This window comes from Actinopolymorpha alba DSM 45243 (assembly GCF_000373925.1).
Classification (GTDB): domain Bacteria; phylum Actinomycetota; class Actinomycetes; order Propionibacteriales; family Actinopolymorphaceae; genus Actinopolymorpha; species Actinopolymorpha alba.
This window is the reverse complement of the sequence record NZ_KB892708.1, coordinates 146,788-165,441: the sequence shown is the minus strand read 5'-3', so window position 1 is coordinate 165,441 and position 18,654 is coordinate 146,788. Positions and strand designations below refer to the sequence as shown.

The following is an 18,654-nucleotide window of genomic DNA, read 5'->3' as shown; positions in this document are numbered from 1 at the left end:
CGACGGCGCTCCGAACTCGACGGCAGCTGGGAGGGGCGTCGTCAGGACGCGGCCGGCTGCCCCTCGGCGGTGGGCTCGATGTCCTCGACCGTGAGCAGGCCCTCGTTGATCTCGCGCAGGGCGATCGAGAGCGGCTTCTCCTGGACGTGGGTGTCGACGAGCGGGCCGACGTACTCAAGCAGGCCCTCGCCCAGCTGGGCGTAGTAGGCGTTGATCTGGCGAGCGCGCTTGGCAGCGAACAAGACCAGTTTGTACTTAGAGTCGGCCTTCTGAAGCAGGTCGTCGATGGGCGGGTAGGTGATGCCCTCGGCAGCGGGCTGGATGCCAGACAAGCTCAGGCCTCCGGAGAGTTGGAATGGGAGCGGGTCAAGGCTACCAACTCCTCGGCAGCCGTATGCACATCGGTGTTGACGATCGTGACGTCGAACTCCTTCTCGGCCGCCAACTCAGCGCGCGCGGTCTCGAGGCGGCGTTCCTGCTCCTCCGCGGACTCGGTGCCGCGCCCGACCAGGCGGCGGACGAGCTCCTGCCAGTCGGGTGGCGCGAGGAAGACGAACAGCGCCTCAGGCATGGTCCGGCGTACCTGCCGCGCGCCCTGGAGGTCGATCTCGAGCAGGGCCGGGCGCCCCTCGGCCAGCTTCTCCAGCACCGCACGCCGGGGTGTGCCATACCTGCTCACCCCGTGGACAACCGCCCACTCGAGGAGTTCGCCAGCGGCGACCATCCGGTCGAACTCCTCATCGGAGACAAACCAGTAATGAACGCCGTGGACCTCACCTGGACGTGGGCGGCGCGTGGTCGCGGACACCGAGATCCACACCTCAGAGTGGTGCGTACGGATATCCGCGGCCACAGTGCCCTTGCCGACCGCCGTCGGCCCCGCGAGCACGACGAGCCGCGTGGTCGCGGGCTTCGACGTCGCGGGCGTCGGCGGCGCGTCGTACACAGTCTCAGGATTCGCCGAACTCACGCTTCAGCGCAGCCACTTGGTTGTCTCCGAGGCCTCGGACACGGCGAGTCTCGGAGATGCCGATGCGTTCCATGATCTGACGCGCGCGCACCTTGCCGACTCCTGGCATGGCGCACAGGAGGTCGAGGACGCGCATCTTGCCGATCACTTCGTTGGAGTCACGACCGGCGTTGACGACCTCGCCAAGGGAGGCGCCAGAGTTCTTCAAGCGGTTCTTCACCTCAGCGCGCTCGCGACGGGCCTCCGCGGCTTTCTTCAACGCGGCCTGGCGAGCTTCGGGGGTCAGGTGAGGTAGCGGCACAGACGGTCACCTCGTGGCTGTACGACAGGTCTTGGGTGCAGCGATTCTTGCTCGGCGGACACGGCGGCAGGTAGCCGGGGTCTCGTAACGCCCGTGCCCACCCAACACGCACGATGAGGGCGAACCTATCCAGCCAGCATCGCCGTATCAACACGGGGTGCCCTGTGTCGGATCCGGCCCCCAACTCCGTTGGGGCCCACCCCCGCCGCGCTCACGCATGCACGGGGTACTCGACGGGGCCCCGGGCGCCAGCGCGACAACCCGAGGCCCCACGAAGCGAACCAGCCGACGAAGCGTCAGCTGCAGCGCTCCTTGACGTCATCGGTGACAGCCTTCAGGGACTCCTGCATCTTGCTGGACGTCTCCTGGGCCTTGCTGGCGTCCATGTTGGCGGGATCCTTCAGCAGGTCACCAAGGTCCTCCATCGCGGTCGCGAGCACCTTCCAGTGCTCCTTGACGTCGCTTGGGGCCACGTCGGCGATCTCGCGGTAGTCGGTGGAGACCTGGGAGAGCTTGGTCGGGTCGGTAGCCGAGGCGTTGCCTGCCAGCGCTTCCTCTCCGACCGCGCGCACCTTGTCGCAGTACGCCTTGTCGCTGCTCGAGCACGCGGTCAGGCCGGCCAGGCCGAGACCAACAGCGAGGACCAGTGCCCCCGTACGTCGCATCACACATCTCCTTCGGGATCTCGCCAACGGCGTACAAACGGAGGTTCCGTCGACGAATGGATGGCTCCCGGGGTCGTCACCGGTCCAAGGAGACGCCGAACAGGCGCGGTCAACTGCGACTTGCCGAGCGCGTGTTCGGTATCGGCTCAGGTCGCCGTCAGCGGCGGAGGGGATGCACCATATGCCACAAACGGCGGATTGGTGAAGCCGGGCTTGCCGTAGCGTAGCGGTGCCCCGGAGACCGTCCGCACCGCCCCACCCGCGGCCTGCAGCACCGCCTGCCCGGCGGCGGTGTCCCACTCCATCGTGCGGCCGAACCTCGGATACAGATCAGCGGCGCCCTCGGCGATCCGGCAGAACTTCAGTGAACTGCCAGCCGCGACGAAACTCGTGACGCCCACGCCCGCGAGCCACCGCTCCGTCTCGGGATCGAGGTGGCTCCGGCTGACCAGCGCCCGCGAGCCCCCAGCCGGCTCCGACACGACACCGAGTGGACGGACCGCACCAGCGGCGGTCACCTCCGCCAGGCCCGGTCCTCCGACGTAGGTCTCAGAGATGGCGGGTGCGTGCACGACGCCCAGCGTCGGAACGCCGCGCTCGACGAGGGCGATGTTGACCGTGAACTCGCCGTTGCGGGAGAGGAACTCCTTGGTCCCGTCCAGCGGGTCGACCAGCCAGAACCGCTCGCCGAGATCGTCAGGAATCCGCCCGGCCGCGACGCTCTCTTCGGCGACGACCGGGATGTCGGGCGTCGCGTCCGCGAGGCCGGCGAGGATGAGTTCCTCGGCCAGGAGGTCGGCCTGGGTGACAGGCGTACGGTCGGCCTTCTCCCGGGCGCCTGGGTCGTCGGCGGCGTAGATCTCCATGATCGCCTCGCCGGCTTTCTCGGCGAGCGTACGGATCAGATCGGCGAGCGGCGGCGCGGAGGCATCGGGCATACGGACCATCGTGTCAGAAGCCGTCGAAGCCCGGCCGGTCGCTTCCGGCGGCAGAGCGTGCCGCCTTGGTCAGCGCGGGACGAGAATCCCGCGACCGGGCAGCCGGCCTGCCTCGAGGTCAGCGATCGCGTGGTTGACCGCGTCCAGCGGATACGTCTGCGTGTGGAGGCGCACCTTGCCGTGGGCGACCAGGGTCATCAACTCGTCGAGATCGTTGTAGGTCCCGACCAGGTTGCCGATGAGGTTGATCTCGGAGTAGATGATGTCGATGGTCGGGATGCTCACGGAGCCGCCGTACCCGATCACGAAGTACGAACCCGCGCGCCGCAGCATGGCGACCCCCTGCGTCTCCGTGCCACCCTCCCCCACGAAGTCGAGCACCACGTGCGCACCCGCGCCATGGGTGAGATGCCGGATGGCGACCAGGGGGTCCTCGGTCATCGCGTTGACCAGGTGGTGCGCTCCGGACTCCTTTGCCAGTGACAGCGCTGCCTCGGAGCGGTCGACGACCGTGACCTCCGCGGCGGTGATCGCGAGCAGGCACTGGATGCCGATGTGTCCGAGGCCGCCAGCGCCGATCACCACGGCATGCGTACCCGGGTACAACAGCGGCACCGCCTTACGGACCGCGTGGTAGGCGGTGAGCCCCGCGTCCGCGAGGGCCGCCACGTGGACTGGCTCGAGGGACGGGTCGAGCTTCAGCACCGACCGGGCGCCGGTGACCATGAGTTCGGCCATGCCGCCGTCGCGGTCGATCCCTGGGAAGGTCGACGCCGTGCAGTGCACGTCGTCGCCCGCGCGACAGGCCCGGCAGAGTCCACAGGTGACGAGTGGGTGCAGGATCACGGGATCGCCCGGCGTGACGTTGGTGACCGCCGAGCCGGTGTCGCGGACCCAGCCGGCGTTTTCGTGCCCGAGGGTGTACGGGAGTTCGACCCGGGACTTCTGCGCCCACTGTCCCTCGACGATGTGGAGGTCGGTGCGGCAAAGTCCCGCGCCGCCGATCTCCACCAGCACGTCCCAGGGGCCGGCCACCCGGGGTTCGGGGACGTCCAGCACGACGGGTGGCTGGTGGTACTGCTCCAGGCGTACGGCTTTCACGTCAGACTCCTTCCGTGCGCCGTCAGGTCGCCTTACGACCATGGTTCTGCTCGCTGGCGCGCGACTCAAGGGGTATGAGGCTTCGACGCCGTTGATCAGCGCCGCTCGCTGATCAAGGACTCCTGCTATTGCGGACAGCTTCTGACCGCATGAGCCTCTAGTGTTCCCACCGTGACGACCGCCCGGCCAGTTCCAGGAGACTTGCCGCGCAGGAACGTGGACGAAGGAGACGGATGCCCACCGGAGCGTTGACGAAGGCCGCCGGACGAGGTGGCGACGTACTCAGCCAGCGGGCGCTCAACCGCGCGCTTCTGGAACGCCAGCTGCTGCTACGGCGAGCGAGCCTGTCGGTCGCCGACGCCGTCGAGCACCTGGTCGGTCTGCAGGCGCAGGCACCCATACCGCCCTACTTCGGACTCTGGTCCCGGCTGATGGGATTCCAGACGGATCAACTCGCCGACCTGCTCACGAGTAGGCAGGCCGTCCGCATCGTCCTCATGCGGGGGACGATCCACCTGGTCACCGCCCGGGACTGCCTGGCGATCCGCCCGGTGACACAGGCGATCCTGGACCGCGATCTGTACGCCAACACCACCCATGGCCCCGCCCTTCGGAGAATCGACCTCGGCGAGTTGGTGGCCGCCGGACGGGCCCTGCTCGAGGAACGACCGCGTACGGCGAAGGAACTCGGCGGGCTGCTCAACCAGCGCTGGCCGGACCGCGACCCTGCCTCTCTCGCGCATGCGATCCGCAGCCAGCTTCCGCTCGTCCAGGTGCCGCCGCGAGGAATCTGGGGCGCCAGCGGACAGCCCACGCACACGCCGGCCGACGCGTGGCTGCGCCGGCCGCTCAGCGAAGACCGCTCACCCGACGACCTGCTGCTGCGCTACCTCGCGGCGTTCGGTCCGGCCACCGTCGCGGACATGCAGACGTGGTCCGGGCTGACCGGCCTGCGTGAGGTGATCGAGCGACTGGCACCACGACTGCGTGCGTTCCAAACCGAGAGCGGCCGGCAGATGTACGACCTGCCCGACGCGCCGCGCCCCGATCCGGACACCCCCGCTCCCCCGCGATTCATCGCGGCGTTCGACAACCTGCTCCTCTCCCACGACGACCGCACCCGGGTGCTCGCCGATGAAGATCGACGACGGGTCTTCGGCACCCGTAACGCGGTGATACCAGGAACGCTGCTCGTCGACGGCTACGTCCGGGGAACGTGGAAGATCACCCGTGCCCGTGCCCGTGGCACGGCCACGCTGCTGGTCGAAACCTTCCGCCAGCTGTCCAAGAGACACACGGCCACGGTGTCGAGCGAAGGTGCCCGGCTCCTGCGCTTCGCCGCGGCGGACGCCGGCACCCACGACGTACGAATCACCGTGACGGACTGAGAACTCGAACTCTCACCGAAGCACCGCGGACAGGGACTCGATCGTCCGGTCGGCGGCGTCCTGGAGGGCCCGCACGGACGGGCCGGCGCTCAGGAGCTCGCGGGACGTCGCGGGTACGACGTTGCGTACGGCGGCTCCGAACACCCGGCGCAGGTCGTCTGCCGTCGCACCCTGCGCGCCCAGTCCGGGAGCGAGCAAGGGCCCGTTGACCCGCGCGAAGTCCTCGCCCGTCTCGCCGACGGTGGCACCGACCACCGCTCCGATCGAACCCAGCGGTCGGGCGTCCGCGTTCACCTCGGCGAGGTGGTCGAGGACGACACCCGCGACGGTCCGGCCGCCCAGGCCCTGCGCGGCCTGCACTTCAGGCCCCTCCGGATTGGACGTCAGCGCGAGCACGAACACCCCGCAGCCGTGTTTCGCGGCCGTGTCAAGCAGGGGTTGCAGGGATCCGAAGCCGAGGTACGGGCTGGCCGTCAGCGCGTCCGCGAACAACGGCGAGCTCGGGTCGAGGTAGGCATCGGCGTACGCCTGCACCGTCGAGCCGATGTCGCCCCGCTTGGCGTCGAGCAGCACCAGCGCGCCGGCCTCCCGCCCGGCCGCGATCACGCGCTCCAGCACCGCGATGCCGCGGCTTCCGAAACGTTCGAAGAACGCCGACTGCGGCTTGAGCACCGCCACCCGGGGACCGAGCGCCTCGACGGCGGTCAGGGCGAAGCGCTCCAGACCAGTCACGTCGTCAGGCAGGTCCCAGGCTCTGAGAAGTGCCGCGTGGGGATCGATCCCCGCGCACAGCGGTCCCCGCGTGTCGAGCGCTGACCGCAACCGGGACCCAAATGTGGTGTTCACGAGGTGCTCTTGCCTTCCTTCTCGCCAACAGCGTCCAAGTCGTTGCCGCCGGCATCGTCGGCGTCCTCGCCAGCGGTGTTCGAGGCGTTCTCACCGGCTCCGTCGGCGTCTTTGCCACCGGACGGTTCTGGGTCCTTGCGAAGGATCGGGATCCGCTCCTTCAGCTCTGCCAGGCGCTCGCGTAATACCTCCGCCTGGCGGAGTGCGTCCTCCGCGCTGTTTCCAGGCCGAGGGCCCTGACAGCGATCTTCGGGACCTTGGGGAGCTTCCCAATCAGCGCCGCCAGGGACACCTCCCACGGCTCTGTCGCGTGCGGGTGGGCGCCGGGAAGAGATCCTCCAGGTGCTCGGCGAGTTCGGAAAACTCCGGCATCTCCAACCCGTCGAACGCGTCCAGCCGCACGGACACCGCCACCCCCCTCTGAGACCTCGTTACGGCCGGATCTGGGTGGCCCAGCCCTGGAGGGAACGCACTCCGATGTCACCGGCGCGCATCGCCTCGATGGCCTGAACCGCGGCCGCGAGCCCCTGGGTCGTCGTCATACACGGGATGTTCGCCATGATCGCGGCGGTCCGGATCTCGTAGCCGTCCACCCGCGGGCTCCCTCCCGAGGTCTGGCCGCGCGGTGTGTTGATCACCAGATCCACTTCGCCGGCGATGATCCGCGTGACGATCGTCGGCTCCCCGTCTGGTCCGGGGCCCTGTGTCGCCTTGCGGACGACCGTCGCCGCGACGCCGTTGCGGGCCAGCACCGTGGCGGTCCCTTCGGTGGCGAGGATCTCGAACCCGAGGTCGGCGAGCCGTTTGACCGGGAAGATCATGTGCCGCTTGTCGCGGTTGGCGACGGAGACGAACACTCGACCCTTGGTGGGAAGGACCCCGCCGTACGCGCCGGCCTGGGACTTGGCGAACGCCACCCCGAACCCGGCGTCGATGCCCATGACCTCACCGGTCGAGCGCATCTCCGGGCCGAGGAGCGTGTCGACGACCTTCCCGTCGCCGGTACGGAAGCGGTTGAACGGCATGACCGCCTCCTTCACCGCGATCGGCGCCGTTGACGGGAGCACGCCGCCGTCACCCGTCGCCGGAAGGAGCCCTTCGGCCCGAAGCTCGGCGATCGACGCGCCCAGCATCACCCGGGCCGCGGCCTTCGCCAGCGGGGTCGCGGTGGCCTTCGACACGAACGGCACCGTGCGCGAGGCTCGAGGGTTCGCCTCCAGCACGTAGAGCACGTCGCCGGACAGTGCGTACTGGACGTTGAGCAAGCCGCGGACACCCACGCCCCGCGCGATCGCTTCGGTGGAGGCCCGAATCCGGTCGATCTCCTCCCGGCCGAGCGTGATCGGTGGCAGCGCACAGGCCGAGTCGCCGGAGTGGATGCCGGCCTCCTCGATGTGCTCCATCACTCCGCCGAGGAACAGATCCTCGCCGTCGTAGAGCGCGTCGACGTCGATCTCCACGGCGTCGTCGAGGAACCGGTCGACCAGCACCGGGTGCTCGGGCGAGATCGCGGTGGCGCGGGCGATGTAGGACTCCAGCGCCCGGTCGTCGTACACGATCTCCATGCCCCGACCGCCGAGGACGTACGACGGCCGGACGAGCACGGGATACGCGATGCCGTCGGCGATCCGCTTCGCCTCGGCGAACGACGTGGCCGTGCCGTGCTTCGGTGCCGGCAGCCCGGCCTCGGCGAGAACGCGTCCGAAGGCGCCGCGTTCCTCCGCGAGGTGGATCGCCTCCGGCGACGTGCCCACGATCGTGACGCCGGCGTCCTCGAGCCCCTGCGCGAGTCCGAGCGGCGTCTGGCCACCGAGCTGGCAGACCACACCCACCACCGGACCCGCCTGCTGCTCGGCGTGCACGACTTCGAGGACGTCCTCGAGCGTGAGCGGCTCGAAGTACAACCGGTCGCTGGTGTCGTAGTCGGTCGAGACCGTCTCGGGGTTGCAGTTGACCATCACGGTTTCGTATCCGGCGTCGTGGAGCGCCAGCGCGGCGTGGACGCAGGAGTAGTCGAACTCGATGCCCTGCCCGATCCGGTTGGGGCCCGAGCCGAGGATGAGCACCGCCGGCTTCGTGCGGGCGACGACCTCGGTCTCCTCGTCGTAGCTGGAGTAGTGGTACGGCGTCTTCGCGGCGAACTCCGCCGCGCAGGTGTCGACGGTCTTGAACACCGGGCGGATGCCGAGCGCCCAGCGGACCCCGCGTACGACGTCCTCCCGCATCCCACGGAGCGCACCGATCTGGGCATCGGAGAAACCGTGCCGCTTCGCGTGCCGCAGCAGGCCGGGGCTGAGCTCAGGCGCCTCCGCCAGCCCGATCGCGACGTCGTTCAGAAGCGTCAGCTGGTCGAGGAACCACGGGTCGATCCTCGTCGCGGCGTACAGCTCCTCGACGCTCGCCCCCGCTCGGATCGCCTCCATCACCACGCCCAACCGGCCGTCGTGCGGCGTTCCCGCGCGCGCCAGCAGCTCCTCCTTGGGCCGCGGCGTGCCCGACCAGGAGAAGACCGCCGACCGCTTCTCGATCGAGCGCATCGCCTTCTGCAGCGCCTCGGTGAAGTTGCGGCCGATCGCCATCGCCTCACCCACGCTCTTCATGTGCGTCGTGAGCGTCGGGTCGGCGGCGGGGAACTTCTCGAACGCGAACCGCGGGACCTTCACCACCACGTAGTCCAGCGTCGGCTCGAAGCTCGCCGGGGTCTCGGCGGTGATGTCGTTCGGGATCTCGTCCAGGGTGTAGCCGAGCGCGACCTTCGCCGCGATCTTGGCGATCGGGAAGCCGGTCGCCTTCGACGCGAGCGCACTCGACCGGGACACCCGGGGGTTCATCTCGATCACGATCATCCGGCCGTCGTGCGGGTTGACCGCGAACTGGATGTTGCAGCCGCCGGTGTCGACGCCAACCGCTCGGATGACACCGATCGCGACATCCCGCATCCGTTGGTACTCGCGGTCGGTGAGCGTCATCACCGGGGCGACCGTGATGGAGTCGCCGGTGTGGACGCCCATCGGGTCGACGTTCTCGATCGAACACACGATGACCACGTTGTCGGCGCGGTCGCGCATGACCTCGAGTTCGTACTCCTTCCAGCCGAGCACCGACTCCTCGAGCAGCACCTCGGTGGTCGGGCTCGCCTGCAGACCCGCGCCGGCGATGCGACGCAGGTCGTCAGCGTCGTACGCCATACCCGACCCGGCGCCGCCCATGGTGAACGACGGCCGCACCACCACGGGGTAGTGCAGGTCCTCCGCCGCGGCGAGGCACTCCTCCAGCGTGTGGCAGATCCGGCTCCGCGCCGACTCCGCGCCGAGGCTCTCGACGATCCGCTTGAACGACTCGCGGTTCTCGCCCCGCTGGATCGCCTCGATGGACGCGCCGATCAGCTCCACGCCGTACTTCGCAAGTACTCCGGACTCGTGCAACGCCACCGCGACGTTGAGCGCCGTCTGTCCACCCAAGGTGGCGAGCAGGGCGTCCGGACGCTCGGCCGCGATCACCTTCTCGACGTGCTCGGGCGTGATCGGCTCGACGTACGTCGCGTCCGCGAACTCCGGGTCGGTCATGATCGTCGCGGGGTTGGAGTTGACCAGCACCACCCGCAGGCCCTCGTCCCGCAGCACCCGGCAGGCCTGGGTGCCCGAGTAGTCGAACTCGCAGGCCTGCCCGATCACGATCGGCCCGGAGCCGATGACGAGGACCGAGTTGATGTCAGTCCGCTTCGGCATCAGGCACTCCCCTTCCGCACGGCCATGAGGTCGGCAACTGTGCTCATCGTTCGCCTCCCATGAGGTCGGCGAACCGATCGAACAGGTACGAGGCGTCGTGCGGACCGGCCGCGGCCTCGGGGTGGTACTGCACGGAGAACGCCTTCACAGTCCCGCTCTCGTCACTGAGCGAGAGCCCTTCCACAACGTTGTCGTTGAGGCAGACATGACTCACTTCGGCCCGCCCGAACTCCGTCTCGACGGCCCCGTCGAGCCGATCAGCCGGCCACTGCACAGCGAAGCCGTGATTGTGCGCCGTCACCTCGACCTTGCCTGTCAACCTGTCCTGGACAGGCTGGTTGATGCCGCGGTGGCCGTACGGCAGCTTGTAGGTGCCGAACCCAAGGGCACGACCGAACACCTGGTTGCCAAGACAGATCCCGAAGAACGGCTTCCCGGCACGGAGAACCCCCTGGAGTACGCCGACCGCGTGGCGCAGCGGCTCGGGGTCGCCTGGCCCGTTGGACATGAACACGCCGTCGGGGTCGAGTGCTAGGACCTCCTCCAGCGTCGTCGTCGACGGGAGTACGTGCACCTCGATGCCGCGTTCAGCCATCCGGTGCGGCGTCATCGCCTTGATCCCGAGGTCGATCGCGGCGACGGTGAACCGCTTCTCCCCCAGCGCGGGTACGACATACGCGTCGGGCGTCGTCACCTCGTCGACCAGGGCCGCACCCACCATCGACGGCGAGGCCAGCACCCGCTCCCGCAGCGCGTCAGGATCGCTCTCGACCGTCGAGATGCCGACCCGCATGGCACCCCGCTCGCGCAGGTGCCGGGTAAGCGCCCGGGTGTCGATGCCGCTGATCCCGACCACGCCGTCGGCCCGGAGGTCGTCGTCGAGCGAACGCCGCGCCCGCCAGTTCGACGGCCGCCGGGCGGGATCTCGTACGACGTAACCCGCGACCCAGATCCGCCGCGACTCGGGGTCCTCGTCGTTGACCCCGGTGTTGCCGATGTGCGGCGCCGTCTGGATCACCACCTGGCGGTGGTACGACGGGTCGGTCAGGGTCTCCTGGTACCCCGTCATGCCGGTCGCGAAGACCGCCTCGCCGAAGGTCTCGCCCTCGGCGCCGTACGCCTGGCCGCGGAACACCCGGCCATCCTCCAGAACCAGCAGAGCCGCTGGCCGGGTACCACTCGACAACCGTCCTCCTTCTTCGCTGTGCGGTTCCGGCCCCACCCCGGCGTTGACCACGCCGTGGCTCACTGGGGCTTTCCGTCCAGGACCGTGGCGTGTCCGCGCAGGAACGTCGCCACCACCCGACCCGGCAGCGTCCTGCCGGCGTACGGCGTGTTGCGCGAGCGGCTCGCCAACTGCGCCGGATCGACGTCCCAGGACGCAGCCGGGTCGTACACCGTGACATTCGCCGGGGCTCCGACATCCAGACCGCATCCGTGTCCGGCAAGCCGGCCGATCCGAGCCGGGCGGGTGGACATCCGGTCGGCGACCCCGGCCCAGTCGAGGAGTCCGGTGTCAACCATCGACTGCTGGACCACGGCGAGCGCGGTTTCGAGCCCGACCATGCCCATCGCGGCCGCGCTCCACTCGCACTCCTTGTCCTCGACCGGGTGGGGTGCGTGGTCCGTGGCGACCACATCGATCGTGCCGTCCGCGAGTGCGTCGCGCAGCGCCGCCACGTCCTCAGCGGACCGCAAGGGCGGGTTGACCTTGTAGATCGGGTCGTAACTCGCGACCAGCTCCTCGGTCAGCAGCAGGTGATGGGGCGTCACCTCGGCCGTCACGGGGTAGCCCTTGGCCTTGGCCCAGCGCAGGATCTCAACCGAACCTGCCGTGGAGACGTGGCAGATGTGGACCCGGGAGCCGACGTGTGCGGCCAGCAGGACGTCCCGGGCGATGATCGCCTCCTCCGCCACTGCGGGCCAGCCGGCCAGCCCGAGCGTGGCCGACAGCGCGCCTTCGTTCATCTGGGCGCCCTCGGTCAGCCGCGGCTCCTGGGCGTGCTGGGCGATCAGGCCGTCGAACGCCTTGACGTACTCCAGCGCCCGCCGCATCAGCGCCGCATCTGACACGCAGTCGCCGTCGTCGCTGAACACCCGGACCCGCGCGGCCGAGTCGGCCATCGCCCCGAGTTCGGCCAGCTGCCGGCCGGCCCGACCGACCGTGACGGCACCGATCGGCTGGACGTCACAGCGGCCGGCCTCCTGGCCGAGGCGGTAGACCTGCTCGACGACGCCAGCGGTGTCGGCGGCGGGATCGGTGTTGGGCATCGCGAACACCGCGGTGAAGCCGCCGAGCGCCGCCGCCAGCGTGCCGGTCTCGACCGTCTCCGCGTCCTCGCGGCCAGGCTCGCGCAGATGCGTGTGCAGGTCGACCAGGCCGGGCAGGAGGATGAACCCCTCCGCGTCGACAACCTGCGCGCCACGGCCCGACAACCCGGCGCCCATCTCCGCGATCACGCCGTCGCGCAGGATCACGTCGGTGGGCTCGCCGCCGAGCGGCCGGACCCCCTTCAGCACAAACTTTTCCGTCACGCTCGTCCCCTTCGCTGCTCCGGAACCGTGTCGTCTACCGCCGATCCGGCACCGGCGAGCAGGAGGTAGAGCACCGCCATCCGGATGGCGACGCCGTTGGTGACCTGCTCCACGATCACCGAGCGGGTGGAGTCGGCGACGTCCGCCGAGATCTCCATGCCGCGGTTCATCGGCCCCGGGTGCATCACCAGCGCGTGCTCAGGGAGTGCCGCCATCCGGGCGGCGTCCAGGCCGTACCGACGGCTGTACTCCCGGGCACTCGGGAAGAACGCGGCGTTCATGCGCTCCCGCTGGACCCGCAACATCATCACGACGTCGGTCTTGGGGAGGACCGCGTCCAGGTCGTACGACGTCGCGCACGTCCACCGCTCCACCCCCACCGGGAGGAGCGTCGGCGGCGCCACGAGCGTGACCTCGGCGCCCAGAGTCGAGAGCAGCAGCACGTTGGAACGCGCCACCCGGCTGTGGAGCACGTCCCCGACGATCGCCACCCGGCGTCCGTCCAGGGCACCGAGGTGGCGGCGCATGGTGAACGCGTCAAGAAGCGCCTGCGTCGGGTGCTCGTGCGAACCGTCACCGGCGTTCACCACGCAGCTCTGGATCCAGCCCGAGTGGGCCAGGCGGTGCGGCGCGCCACTCGACTGGTGGCGTACGACCACAGCGTCGGCGCCCATCGCCTCCAGCGTGAGCGCGGTGTCCTTCAGGCTTTCGCCCTTCTCGACGCTGGAGCCCTTGGCGGAGAAGTTGATGACGTCGGCCGACAGGCGCTTGGCGGCCGCCTCGAAGGAGATGCGGGTGCGGGTGGAGTCCTCGAAGAACAGGTTGACGATGGTACGCCCGCGCAGAGTCGGCAACTTCTTGATCGGGCGGTCGGCGAGCTCGCGCAGCTTCTCCGCGGTCTCGAGGACCAGCAGAGCCTCGTCACGATCGAGATCACCGGCTGACAGCAGATGCTTCACGAGGTGCCCTCCCCTACGGGCTCGCGTTTGGCGATCACGACCGACTCGCCACCGTCGGATTCGCGCAGGGAGACCACCACGCGCTCGTCGGCCGCCGTCGGGAGGTTCTTACCGACGAAATCGGCTCGGATCGGCAGCTCTCGGTGCCCGCGGTCGACAAGGACCGCCAACTGGACCGCGCGGGGCCGACCGATGTCGTCCAAAGCTGTGAGGGCGGCTCTGATCGTCCGTCCGGAGAACAGCACGTCGTCGACCAGGACGACCACCTTGCCGTCGATCCCGGACTCGGGAATCTCGGTGTGCCCGAGGACCCTGGTGGGACGCAGCCGCAGATCGTCGCGGTACATCGTCACGTCGAGGGCGCCGACGCCTCCGAACGAACCCTCGACGGCGGAGATCCGCTCGCCGATCCTCCGGGCCAGCTCGACCCCACGGGTCGGAATGCCGAGGAGGACGACCTCGCGGGCCCCCTTGTTGCGTTCGAGAATCTCATGGGCGATCCGGGTCAACGCCCGGGCGATATCAGCCTCGTCGAGGACTGACCTCGCCGCTTCGCCCTGAACGGTCACGGCGCGGGATGCGCCGACCGCCGCCTTGGCCTTACCTGGTGGATCGTGAGCAGGAGTCACCTGCCGGACCTCCTTCCCCGCCTCTCTGGACGGATCTTTAAAGGACGTCAGACTTGCCAAACCGCCCTTGACACTAGCAGTCGAGCGCACGTCGGCTGGCGTCGCCCACCGTCTCGCCGGGGGTCTGCCGGGGGCCTGCTGGACGCCTGGAAGGGTCCAGTTCCGACGCGTCGGCTTGACGTGGGAGTCGCGCCGAGTTACCGTCACGCTCCGTGACCACGGTGGACATGGCGTTTTGCGTGTCCCTCTTAGACCAAGGATGAGTGAGCACGGATGCCGAGCGACTACGCCAGGTCCCTGGGTGCGAAACTCCGCGCCATCAGGCAGCAGCAGGGACTCTCCCTCCACGGTGTGGAGCAGAAGTCCAAGGGACGGTGGAAGGCGGTGGTGGTCGGCTCCTATGAGCGCGGCGACCGGGCCGTAACCGTGCAGAAGCTGTCAGAACTCGCGGAGTTCTACGGCGTACCCATCACCGAACTCCTACCAGGCGTCGGCCCCATCGGCGCCGCCGCCGAGCCGCCACCGAAGCTGGTTCTCGACCTGGAGCGCCTGGGCGAGTTGGAAGGCGTCGAGGTGGCCCCGCTCGCGAGGTACGCCGCGACGATCCAGGCCCAGCGCGGCGACTACAACGGCAAGGTCCTGTCCATCCGCAAGGAGGACATGCGCACCCTCGCCGTGATCTACGACGAGCGGCCGAGCGTGCTGGCCGACCGGCTCGTCGCCTGGGGCGTCCTGAACGCCGACGCGGCCGAAGCCGTGTCCGACGACGAGGCCTGAGTACTCCCGTACCACGCCCACAGAACAACATCCGGGCTGGGGTGTCTCGGGGACGCCCCAGCCCGGACAGGTGCTCCGGACGGCTACTTCCGCGGCCGGCTCCGCGTCAGGCCAGCAGGGTCGGCTTGAGGTCGAGCAGCCGCGCCAAGAGGCCGTTGACGAACGCCGGCGCCTCGTCGCTGGAAAGCTCCCGCGCGAGCCGCACCGCCTCGCTGATCGCCACCACGTCGGGCACGTCGTTGGCATACAGAAGCTCGTACGCGCCGATCCGCAGGATGTTGCGATCAACCGGGGCCATCCGGTCAAGGCTCCAGCCTTGGGAGTAGGCCTCGAGCAGCTCGTCGATGCGGTCGGCATGCTCGTCGACGCCCTCGACCAGCCGGACGGTGTATTCGGGCACGGGCGGGTCGGCAGCGGCGATGCGTTCCGCCAGCGTGGTCTGCCGGGGCCGCCCGCGCAGCTCCGATTCGTACAGAACGTCGACCGCCCGCTTACGCGCCTTCGCCCGCGCGGGCACTAGACCCGCCCGAGGTAGTCGCCGGACCGGGTGTCGACCTTGACCTTCTCGCCGGTGCCGATGAACAGCGGCACCTGGATTTCGTACCCGGTCTCGAGGCGGGCCGGCTTGGTGCCGCCGGTGGAGCGGTCGCCCTGCAGGCCCGGCTCGGTGTAGTCGATGGTCAGCTCGACCGACGCCGGAAGCTCGACGTAGAGCGGAGTCCCCTCGTGGACGGCCACGACCGCTTCCTGGTTTTCCAACATGAAGTGGGACGCCTCACCCACCACGTCGGGGGTGATCGGCAGCTGGTCGTAGGTCGTGGCGTCCATGAAGATGTACGACTCACCGTCGTTGTAGAGGTAGGTCATCTCGCGCTTGTCGACCGTTGCGACCTCGACCTTGACGTCGGCATTGAACGTCTTGTCGACGACCTTCCCAGAAAGGACGTTCTTGAGCTTGGTACGCACGACGGCGCCGCCCTTGCCGGGCTTGTGGTGCTGGAACCACACGACGCTCCAGAGCTGCCCGTCGAGGTTGAGCACCATGCCGTTCTTGAGGTCGTTCGTGGTTGCCACTGCAGTTTCGCCTCTCAACTCCGTTGGCGTTCCTGAGGAGGACGGGCTTCGACGGGGCCTTCGTGGCACCACCCGCCGACGGCCGTCGCCCCCTCAGTCGACGACAAGGAGATCTTTGGTAGTCGTGGTGAGCAACTCCGCCTTGCCGTCGCGGACGATCAGGGTGTCCTCGATGCGCACACCGCCTCTGCCGGTGAGGTAGATCCCAGGCTCGACGGTGACCGGAGTGCGACCGCCGAGTTTACCCTCCGCCGTCTTGGCGAAGAACGGGTCCTCGTGGATCTCCAGACCCACTCCATGGCCGAGTCCGTGCGTGAAACGCTCGCCGAAGCCGGCCTCGGTGATCACGTCCCTTGCCGCCGCGTCGACGGCGACCAGCTCCGCGCCGGGAGCCAGGGCGTGTCGACCGGCCCGCTGCGCCGTCCGCACGACGGCGTACACCTCGCGCTGCCACTCGGCCGGCTCCGCACCCACGACGAACGTCCGGGTGCAGTCGGCGTGATAGCCGGCATACTTCGCACCGAAGTCGATCTTCAGGAAGTCCCCGCGGTCCACCGGCCGGTGCGTGGGCTGGTGATGCGGGATCGCCGAGTGTTCCCCACCCGCCACGATGGTGTCGAACGCCGTACTCTCCGCACCGTGGGCGAACATCCGCGCCTCCAGGTCCCGGGCGATCTCCCGCTCCGTGCGGCCGAGCAGCGGCGTCGTGAGCAACTCCTCCAGGGCCTGGCAGGAGATCGCGCAGGCCTCCCGGATGTGGTCCAGCTCGGTGTCGTCCTTCACCAGCCGCAGCGACTCGACCGCCCGGCGAAGCGACGGCGTTTCGAGCGTGCCGTGCCCGGAGCGCACCGACTCGAGGGCGTCCACAGTGAGCACGTGCGTCTCCAACGCGAGCCGCCCGATGTGCTGCTCCGCCGCACGGCCGGTGAGGGTCAGCAGCAGCTGCCGGTCGACGACGCACTCGACGTCGGGGCACTGGGCGGCCGCCTGGTCGCCGTACCTCCCGTCCGTCGCGAGCACCGCTCCGCCGTCGGTGGTGACCAGCAGCGCGGCGTTGGACCCGGTGAAACCGGTCAGATAGCGGACATTGAGGAGACGGCTGATCAGAGCGGCGGGGATGTCTCTGCCGGCGAGGACGCCACGAAGGCGGTCGCGGCGGGCGGCATGAATGTCGGGCACGCCACCACCCTTACGCCCGCCCGGAGCCACCGCAAGTCGACCATGATCATGACGCCGGGATCCGGGTGGCGGGCCGGCTCACCCGGTCAACTGGTCAGCGCGGCGATGGCACGCAACGCCAGGCGGTAGGACTCCAGGCCGAACCCCGCGATGGTCCCCGTCGCCACGCCAGCGACGACGCTCGTGTGCCGGAACGTCTCGCGGCGGGCGGGGTTGGTGAGGTGCACCTCGATCAGGGGAGCGGTGAGCTGCGCGCAGGCATCCCGCACGGCGTACGAGTAGTGGGTGAACGCCGCGGGATTGAGGACGACAGGGGTCGAGGCGTCGGCCGCCTGGTGCAGCCAGCGGAGGAGTTCGGCCTCGTCGTCCGTCTGGCGTACCTCCACCTCGAACCCGAACTCCGCGCCCGCCTTGCCGCATTCGGCCACCAGATCGGCGTACGACATGGCGCCATAGACGTCGGGCTCTCGGGTGCCCAGGCGGCCGAGATTCGGTCCATTCAAGACAAGTACACGCACGTTCCTACCCTAGTGGCCTGGGACAGGGGCCTCCTGCCGGCGTTCTGAGCGTGATATCCGGCCGCTGGTGGGACGGCCGCACACGGCGTCCGGCCGCTACCATCCTCTCGTGAACGACGTGCTGTACGTGATCCTCGTGGGGCTCGTGATTTTCGGCGTGATGTTCGCACTGCGATCCCGTGACACGAGCCGTCAGGTCAGCCCGGCTCCCCCGGTATCGCCGGCAGCGCACCTTGCCTCCCACCCGGTCGACCCGATGGTGGTCTCGACCGTTCTCGCCCTTCTCGGCCAGCGCAAGAAGATCCAGGCCGTCAAGGAGTTGAGGGATGCCACCGGTCTCGGCCTCGCCGACGCCAAGGCGCTCGTCGAGGCGATCGAGGCTGGGCATCGGCCCCCCGCCGTCGTCCTCCGTGGTGAGGCCGTCGACGTCACGCCCGCGGCACCTCGGCCCCAGCCGGAGACGACCCGATCCGACCTCGCCGTGCGGGCCCTCGCCCTCCGCAGCCAGGGACGGGAGGTCGACGCCATCCGCCTGGTCTGCGACGAGACCGGGATGGGGATCCTCGACGCCCAGAAGTTCGTTCGCGCCCTCAGCTGACCCCGCACCACGGCCAAGTCAGCCGCCAGCTATCCCGTCCCCTGCCGACTCCATACCCGGCGGGGTGTGCGACTCGACCTGGATGGGCAATCTCGACCCTGACGAGAGAGTCGCCCGCGAGCCTTGAAGCCGCCACTTTGCGCGGCACCCCATCCGTGCGGGCGAGCGGGGGAGGTACCACCATGGCGGTTTGTGAGGTATGTGGCAACGACTACTGGCTGGCGTTCGAGGTACGCGCCGCCAGCGGTGACACGCACACCTTCGACTCGTTCGAGTGCGCGATCCACCGGATGGCCCCGACGTGCGAGCACTGCCAGTGCCGGATCGTCGGACACGGCGTCGAGGTCGACGGCAGGTTCTTCTGCTGCGCCCACTGCGCGCGTTCGTCAGGCATGGCGCGCGGTCACGAGATCAAGGACACGGTGGGCGCCCACCCCTCCTGAGGCCT

General features: G+C 69.2%; 21 protein-coding genes. 4 read left to right on the top strand and 17 right to left on the bottom strand.

The features are described 5' to 3' along the window. Positions 1-41: 41 nt before the first annotated feature. The 6 genes from rpoZ to B141_RS0103230 all read right to left on the bottom strand — a co-directional run bounded on the left by rpoZ (position 42) and on the right by B141_RS0103230 (position 3,975). Positions 42-332, bottom strand: a complete 291-nt coding sequence (gene rpoZ, locus B141_RS0103255; protein WP_020573736.1) for a DNA-directed RNA polymerase subunit omega — start codon at positions 330-332, stop codon at positions 42-44. 2 nt (positions 333-334) lie between these two features. Then, a complete protein-coding gene (gmk, locus tag B141_RS0103250; RefSeq protein WP_020573735.1) occupies positions 335-946 on the bottom strand; it encodes a guanylate kinase in 612 nt (203 codons plus the stop codon). 4 nt (positions 947-950) lie between these two features. After that, positions 951-1,271 carry an integration host factor, actinobacterial type gene (mihF, locus tag B141_RS46985; RefSeq protein ID WP_084678071.1) on the bottom strand — a complete coding sequence of 107 codons (321 nt, stop codon included), beginning with the start codon at positions 1,269-1,271 and terminating at the stop codon, positions 951-953. A gap of 296 nt (positions 1,272-1,567) precedes the next feature. Next, positions 1,568-1,936 carry a hypothetical protein gene (locus tag B141_RS45230; protein WP_020573733.1) on the bottom strand — a complete coding sequence of 123 codons (369 nt, stop codon included), beginning with the start codon at positions 1,934-1,936 and terminating at the stop codon, positions 1,568-1,570. Between the two features lie 146 nt (positions 1,937-2,082). Next, positions 2,083-2,874: a 3'(2'),5'-bisphosphate nucleotidase CysQ gene (gene cysQ / locus B141_RS0103235; RefSeq protein ID WP_020573732.1), complete on the bottom strand. Its 792-nt coding sequence runs from the start codon at positions 2,872-2,874 to the stop codon at positions 2,083-2,085. Positions 2,875-2,943: 69 nt separating this feature from the next. Next, positions 2,944-3,975 (bottom strand): NAD(P)-dependent alcohol dehydrogenase, encoded by a 1,032-nt coding sequence (locus B141_RS0103230; protein ID WP_020573731.1) that lies wholly within the window; start codon positions 3,973-3,975, stop codon positions 2,944-2,946. Between the two features lie 233 nt (positions 3,976-4,208). On the opposite strand from B141_RS0103230, the gene B141_RS0103225 reads away from it, so the two are divergent. Then, on the top strand, positions 4,209-5,363 hold the full coding sequence (locus B141_RS0103225; protein ID WP_020573730.1) for a winged helix DNA-binding domain-containing protein: 1,155 nt from the start codon (positions 4,209-4,211) through the stop codon (positions 5,361-5,363). A 12-nt stretch (positions 5,364-5,375) separates the two neighbouring features. Here B141_RS0103225 and pyrF read toward each other — a convergent pair whose 3' ends face one another. From pyrF to pyrR, 7 genes are all read right to left on the bottom strand, one after another. Then, entirely contained in the window at positions 5,376-6,209 is an 834-nt protein-coding gene (pyrF, locus tag B141_RS0103220; RefSeq protein WP_020573729.1) for an orotidine-5'-phosphate decarboxylase, read from the bottom strand. 273 nt (positions 6,210-6,482) lie between these two features. Continuing rightward, complete coding sequence (locus B141_RS52125) at positions 6,483-6,617, bottom strand: hypothetical protein (RefSeq protein ID WP_272944058.1); 135 nt, start codon at positions 6,615-6,617, stop codon at positions 6,483-6,485. 23 nt (positions 6,618-6,640) lie between these two features. Continuing rightward, positions 6,641-9,937: a carbamoyl-phosphate synthase large subunit gene (gene carB / locus B141_RS0103205; protein WP_020573726.1), complete on the bottom strand. Its 3,297-nt coding sequence runs from the start codon at positions 9,935-9,937 to the stop codon at positions 6,641-6,643. Positions 9,938-9,980: 43 nt separating this feature from the next. Next, positions 9,981-11,123, bottom strand: a complete 1,143-nt coding sequence (gene carA, locus B141_RS0103200; protein WP_026256858.1) for a glutamine-hydrolyzing carbamoyl-phosphate synthase small subunit — start codon at positions 11,121-11,123, stop codon at positions 9,981-9,983. Positions 11,124-11,182: 59 nt separating this feature from the next. Beyond that, the gene (locus B141_RS0103195) at positions 11,183-12,472 is read right to left on the bottom strand and encodes a dihydroorotase (RefSeq protein WP_020573724.1); all 1,290 of its coding nucleotides are present in this window, start codon (positions 12,470-12,472) and stop codon (positions 11,183-11,185) included. Next, a complete protein-coding gene (locus B141_RS38665) occupies positions 12,469-13,431 on the bottom strand; it encodes an aspartate carbamoyltransferase catalytic subunit (protein ID WP_020573723.1) in 963 nt (320 codons plus the stop codon). Before B141_RS38665 ends, B141_RS0103195 begins: the two co-directional genes overlap by 4 nt. Next, on the bottom strand, positions 13,428-14,000 hold the full coding sequence (gene pyrR, locus B141_RS0103185) for a bifunctional pyr operon transcriptional regulator/uracil phosphoribosyltransferase PyrR (RefSeq protein WP_026256857.1): 573 nt from the start codon (positions 13,998-14,000) through the stop codon (positions 13,428-13,430). The genes B141_RS38665 and pyrR overlap by 4 nt, the downstream gene beginning before the upstream one ends. Positions 14,001-14,333: 333 nt before the next feature. Between pyrR and bldD the strand changes: the two genes are divergently transcribed. Beyond that, on the top strand, positions 14,334-14,837 hold the full coding sequence (gene bldD / locus B141_RS0103180) for a transcriptional regulator BldD (protein ID WP_020573721.1): 504 nt from the start codon (positions 14,334-14,336) through the stop codon (positions 14,835-14,837). Between the two features lie 106 nt (positions 14,838-14,943). Here bldD and nusB read toward each other — a convergent pair whose 3' ends face one another. The 4 genes from nusB to aroQ all read right to left on the bottom strand — a co-directional run bounded on the left by nusB (position 14,944) and on the right by aroQ (position 17,608). Then, positions 14,944-15,354, bottom strand: a complete 411-nt coding sequence (gene nusB, locus B141_RS0103175) for a transcription antitermination factor NusB (protein WP_020573720.1) — start codon at positions 15,352-15,354, stop codon at positions 14,944-14,946. After that, positions 15,354-15,911 (bottom strand): elongation factor P, encoded by a 558-nt coding sequence (gene efp, locus B141_RS0103170; RefSeq protein WP_020573719.1) that lies wholly within the window; start codon positions 15,909-15,911, stop codon positions 15,354-15,356. Before efp ends, nusB begins: the two co-directional genes overlap by 1 nt. 93 nt (positions 15,912-16,004) lie before the next feature. After that, positions 16,005-17,090, bottom strand: coding sequence for a M24 family metallopeptidase (locus tag B141_RS0103165; RefSeq protein ID WP_020573718.1), 1,086 nt, complete (start codon positions 17,088-17,090; stop codon positions 16,005-16,007). A gap of 86 nt (positions 17,091-17,176) precedes the next feature. Further along, the gene (aroQ, locus tag B141_RS0103160; RefSeq protein ID WP_020573717.1) at positions 17,177-17,608 is read right to left on the bottom strand and encodes a type II 3-dehydroquinate dehydratase; all 432 of its coding nucleotides are present in this window, start codon (positions 17,606-17,608) and stop codon (positions 17,177-17,179) included. A 109-nt stretch (positions 17,609-17,717) separates the two neighbouring features. Here aroQ and B141_RS38660 point away from each other — a divergent pair, with 109 nt between their 5' ends. Both B141_RS38660 and B141_RS0103145 read left to right on the top strand, forming a co-directional pair. Continuing rightward, positions 17,718-18,206, top strand: a complete 489-nt coding sequence (locus tag B141_RS38660) for a ribosomal protein L7/L12 (RefSeq protein WP_202805645.1) — start codon at positions 17,718-17,720, stop codon at positions 18,204-18,206. 182 nt (positions 18,207-18,388) lie between these two features. Then, entirely contained in the window at positions 18,389-18,649 is a 261-nt protein-coding gene (locus B141_RS0103145; protein ID WP_020573715.1) for a Prokaryotic metallothionein, read from the top strand. Positions 18,650-18,654: the final 5 nt, after the last annotated feature.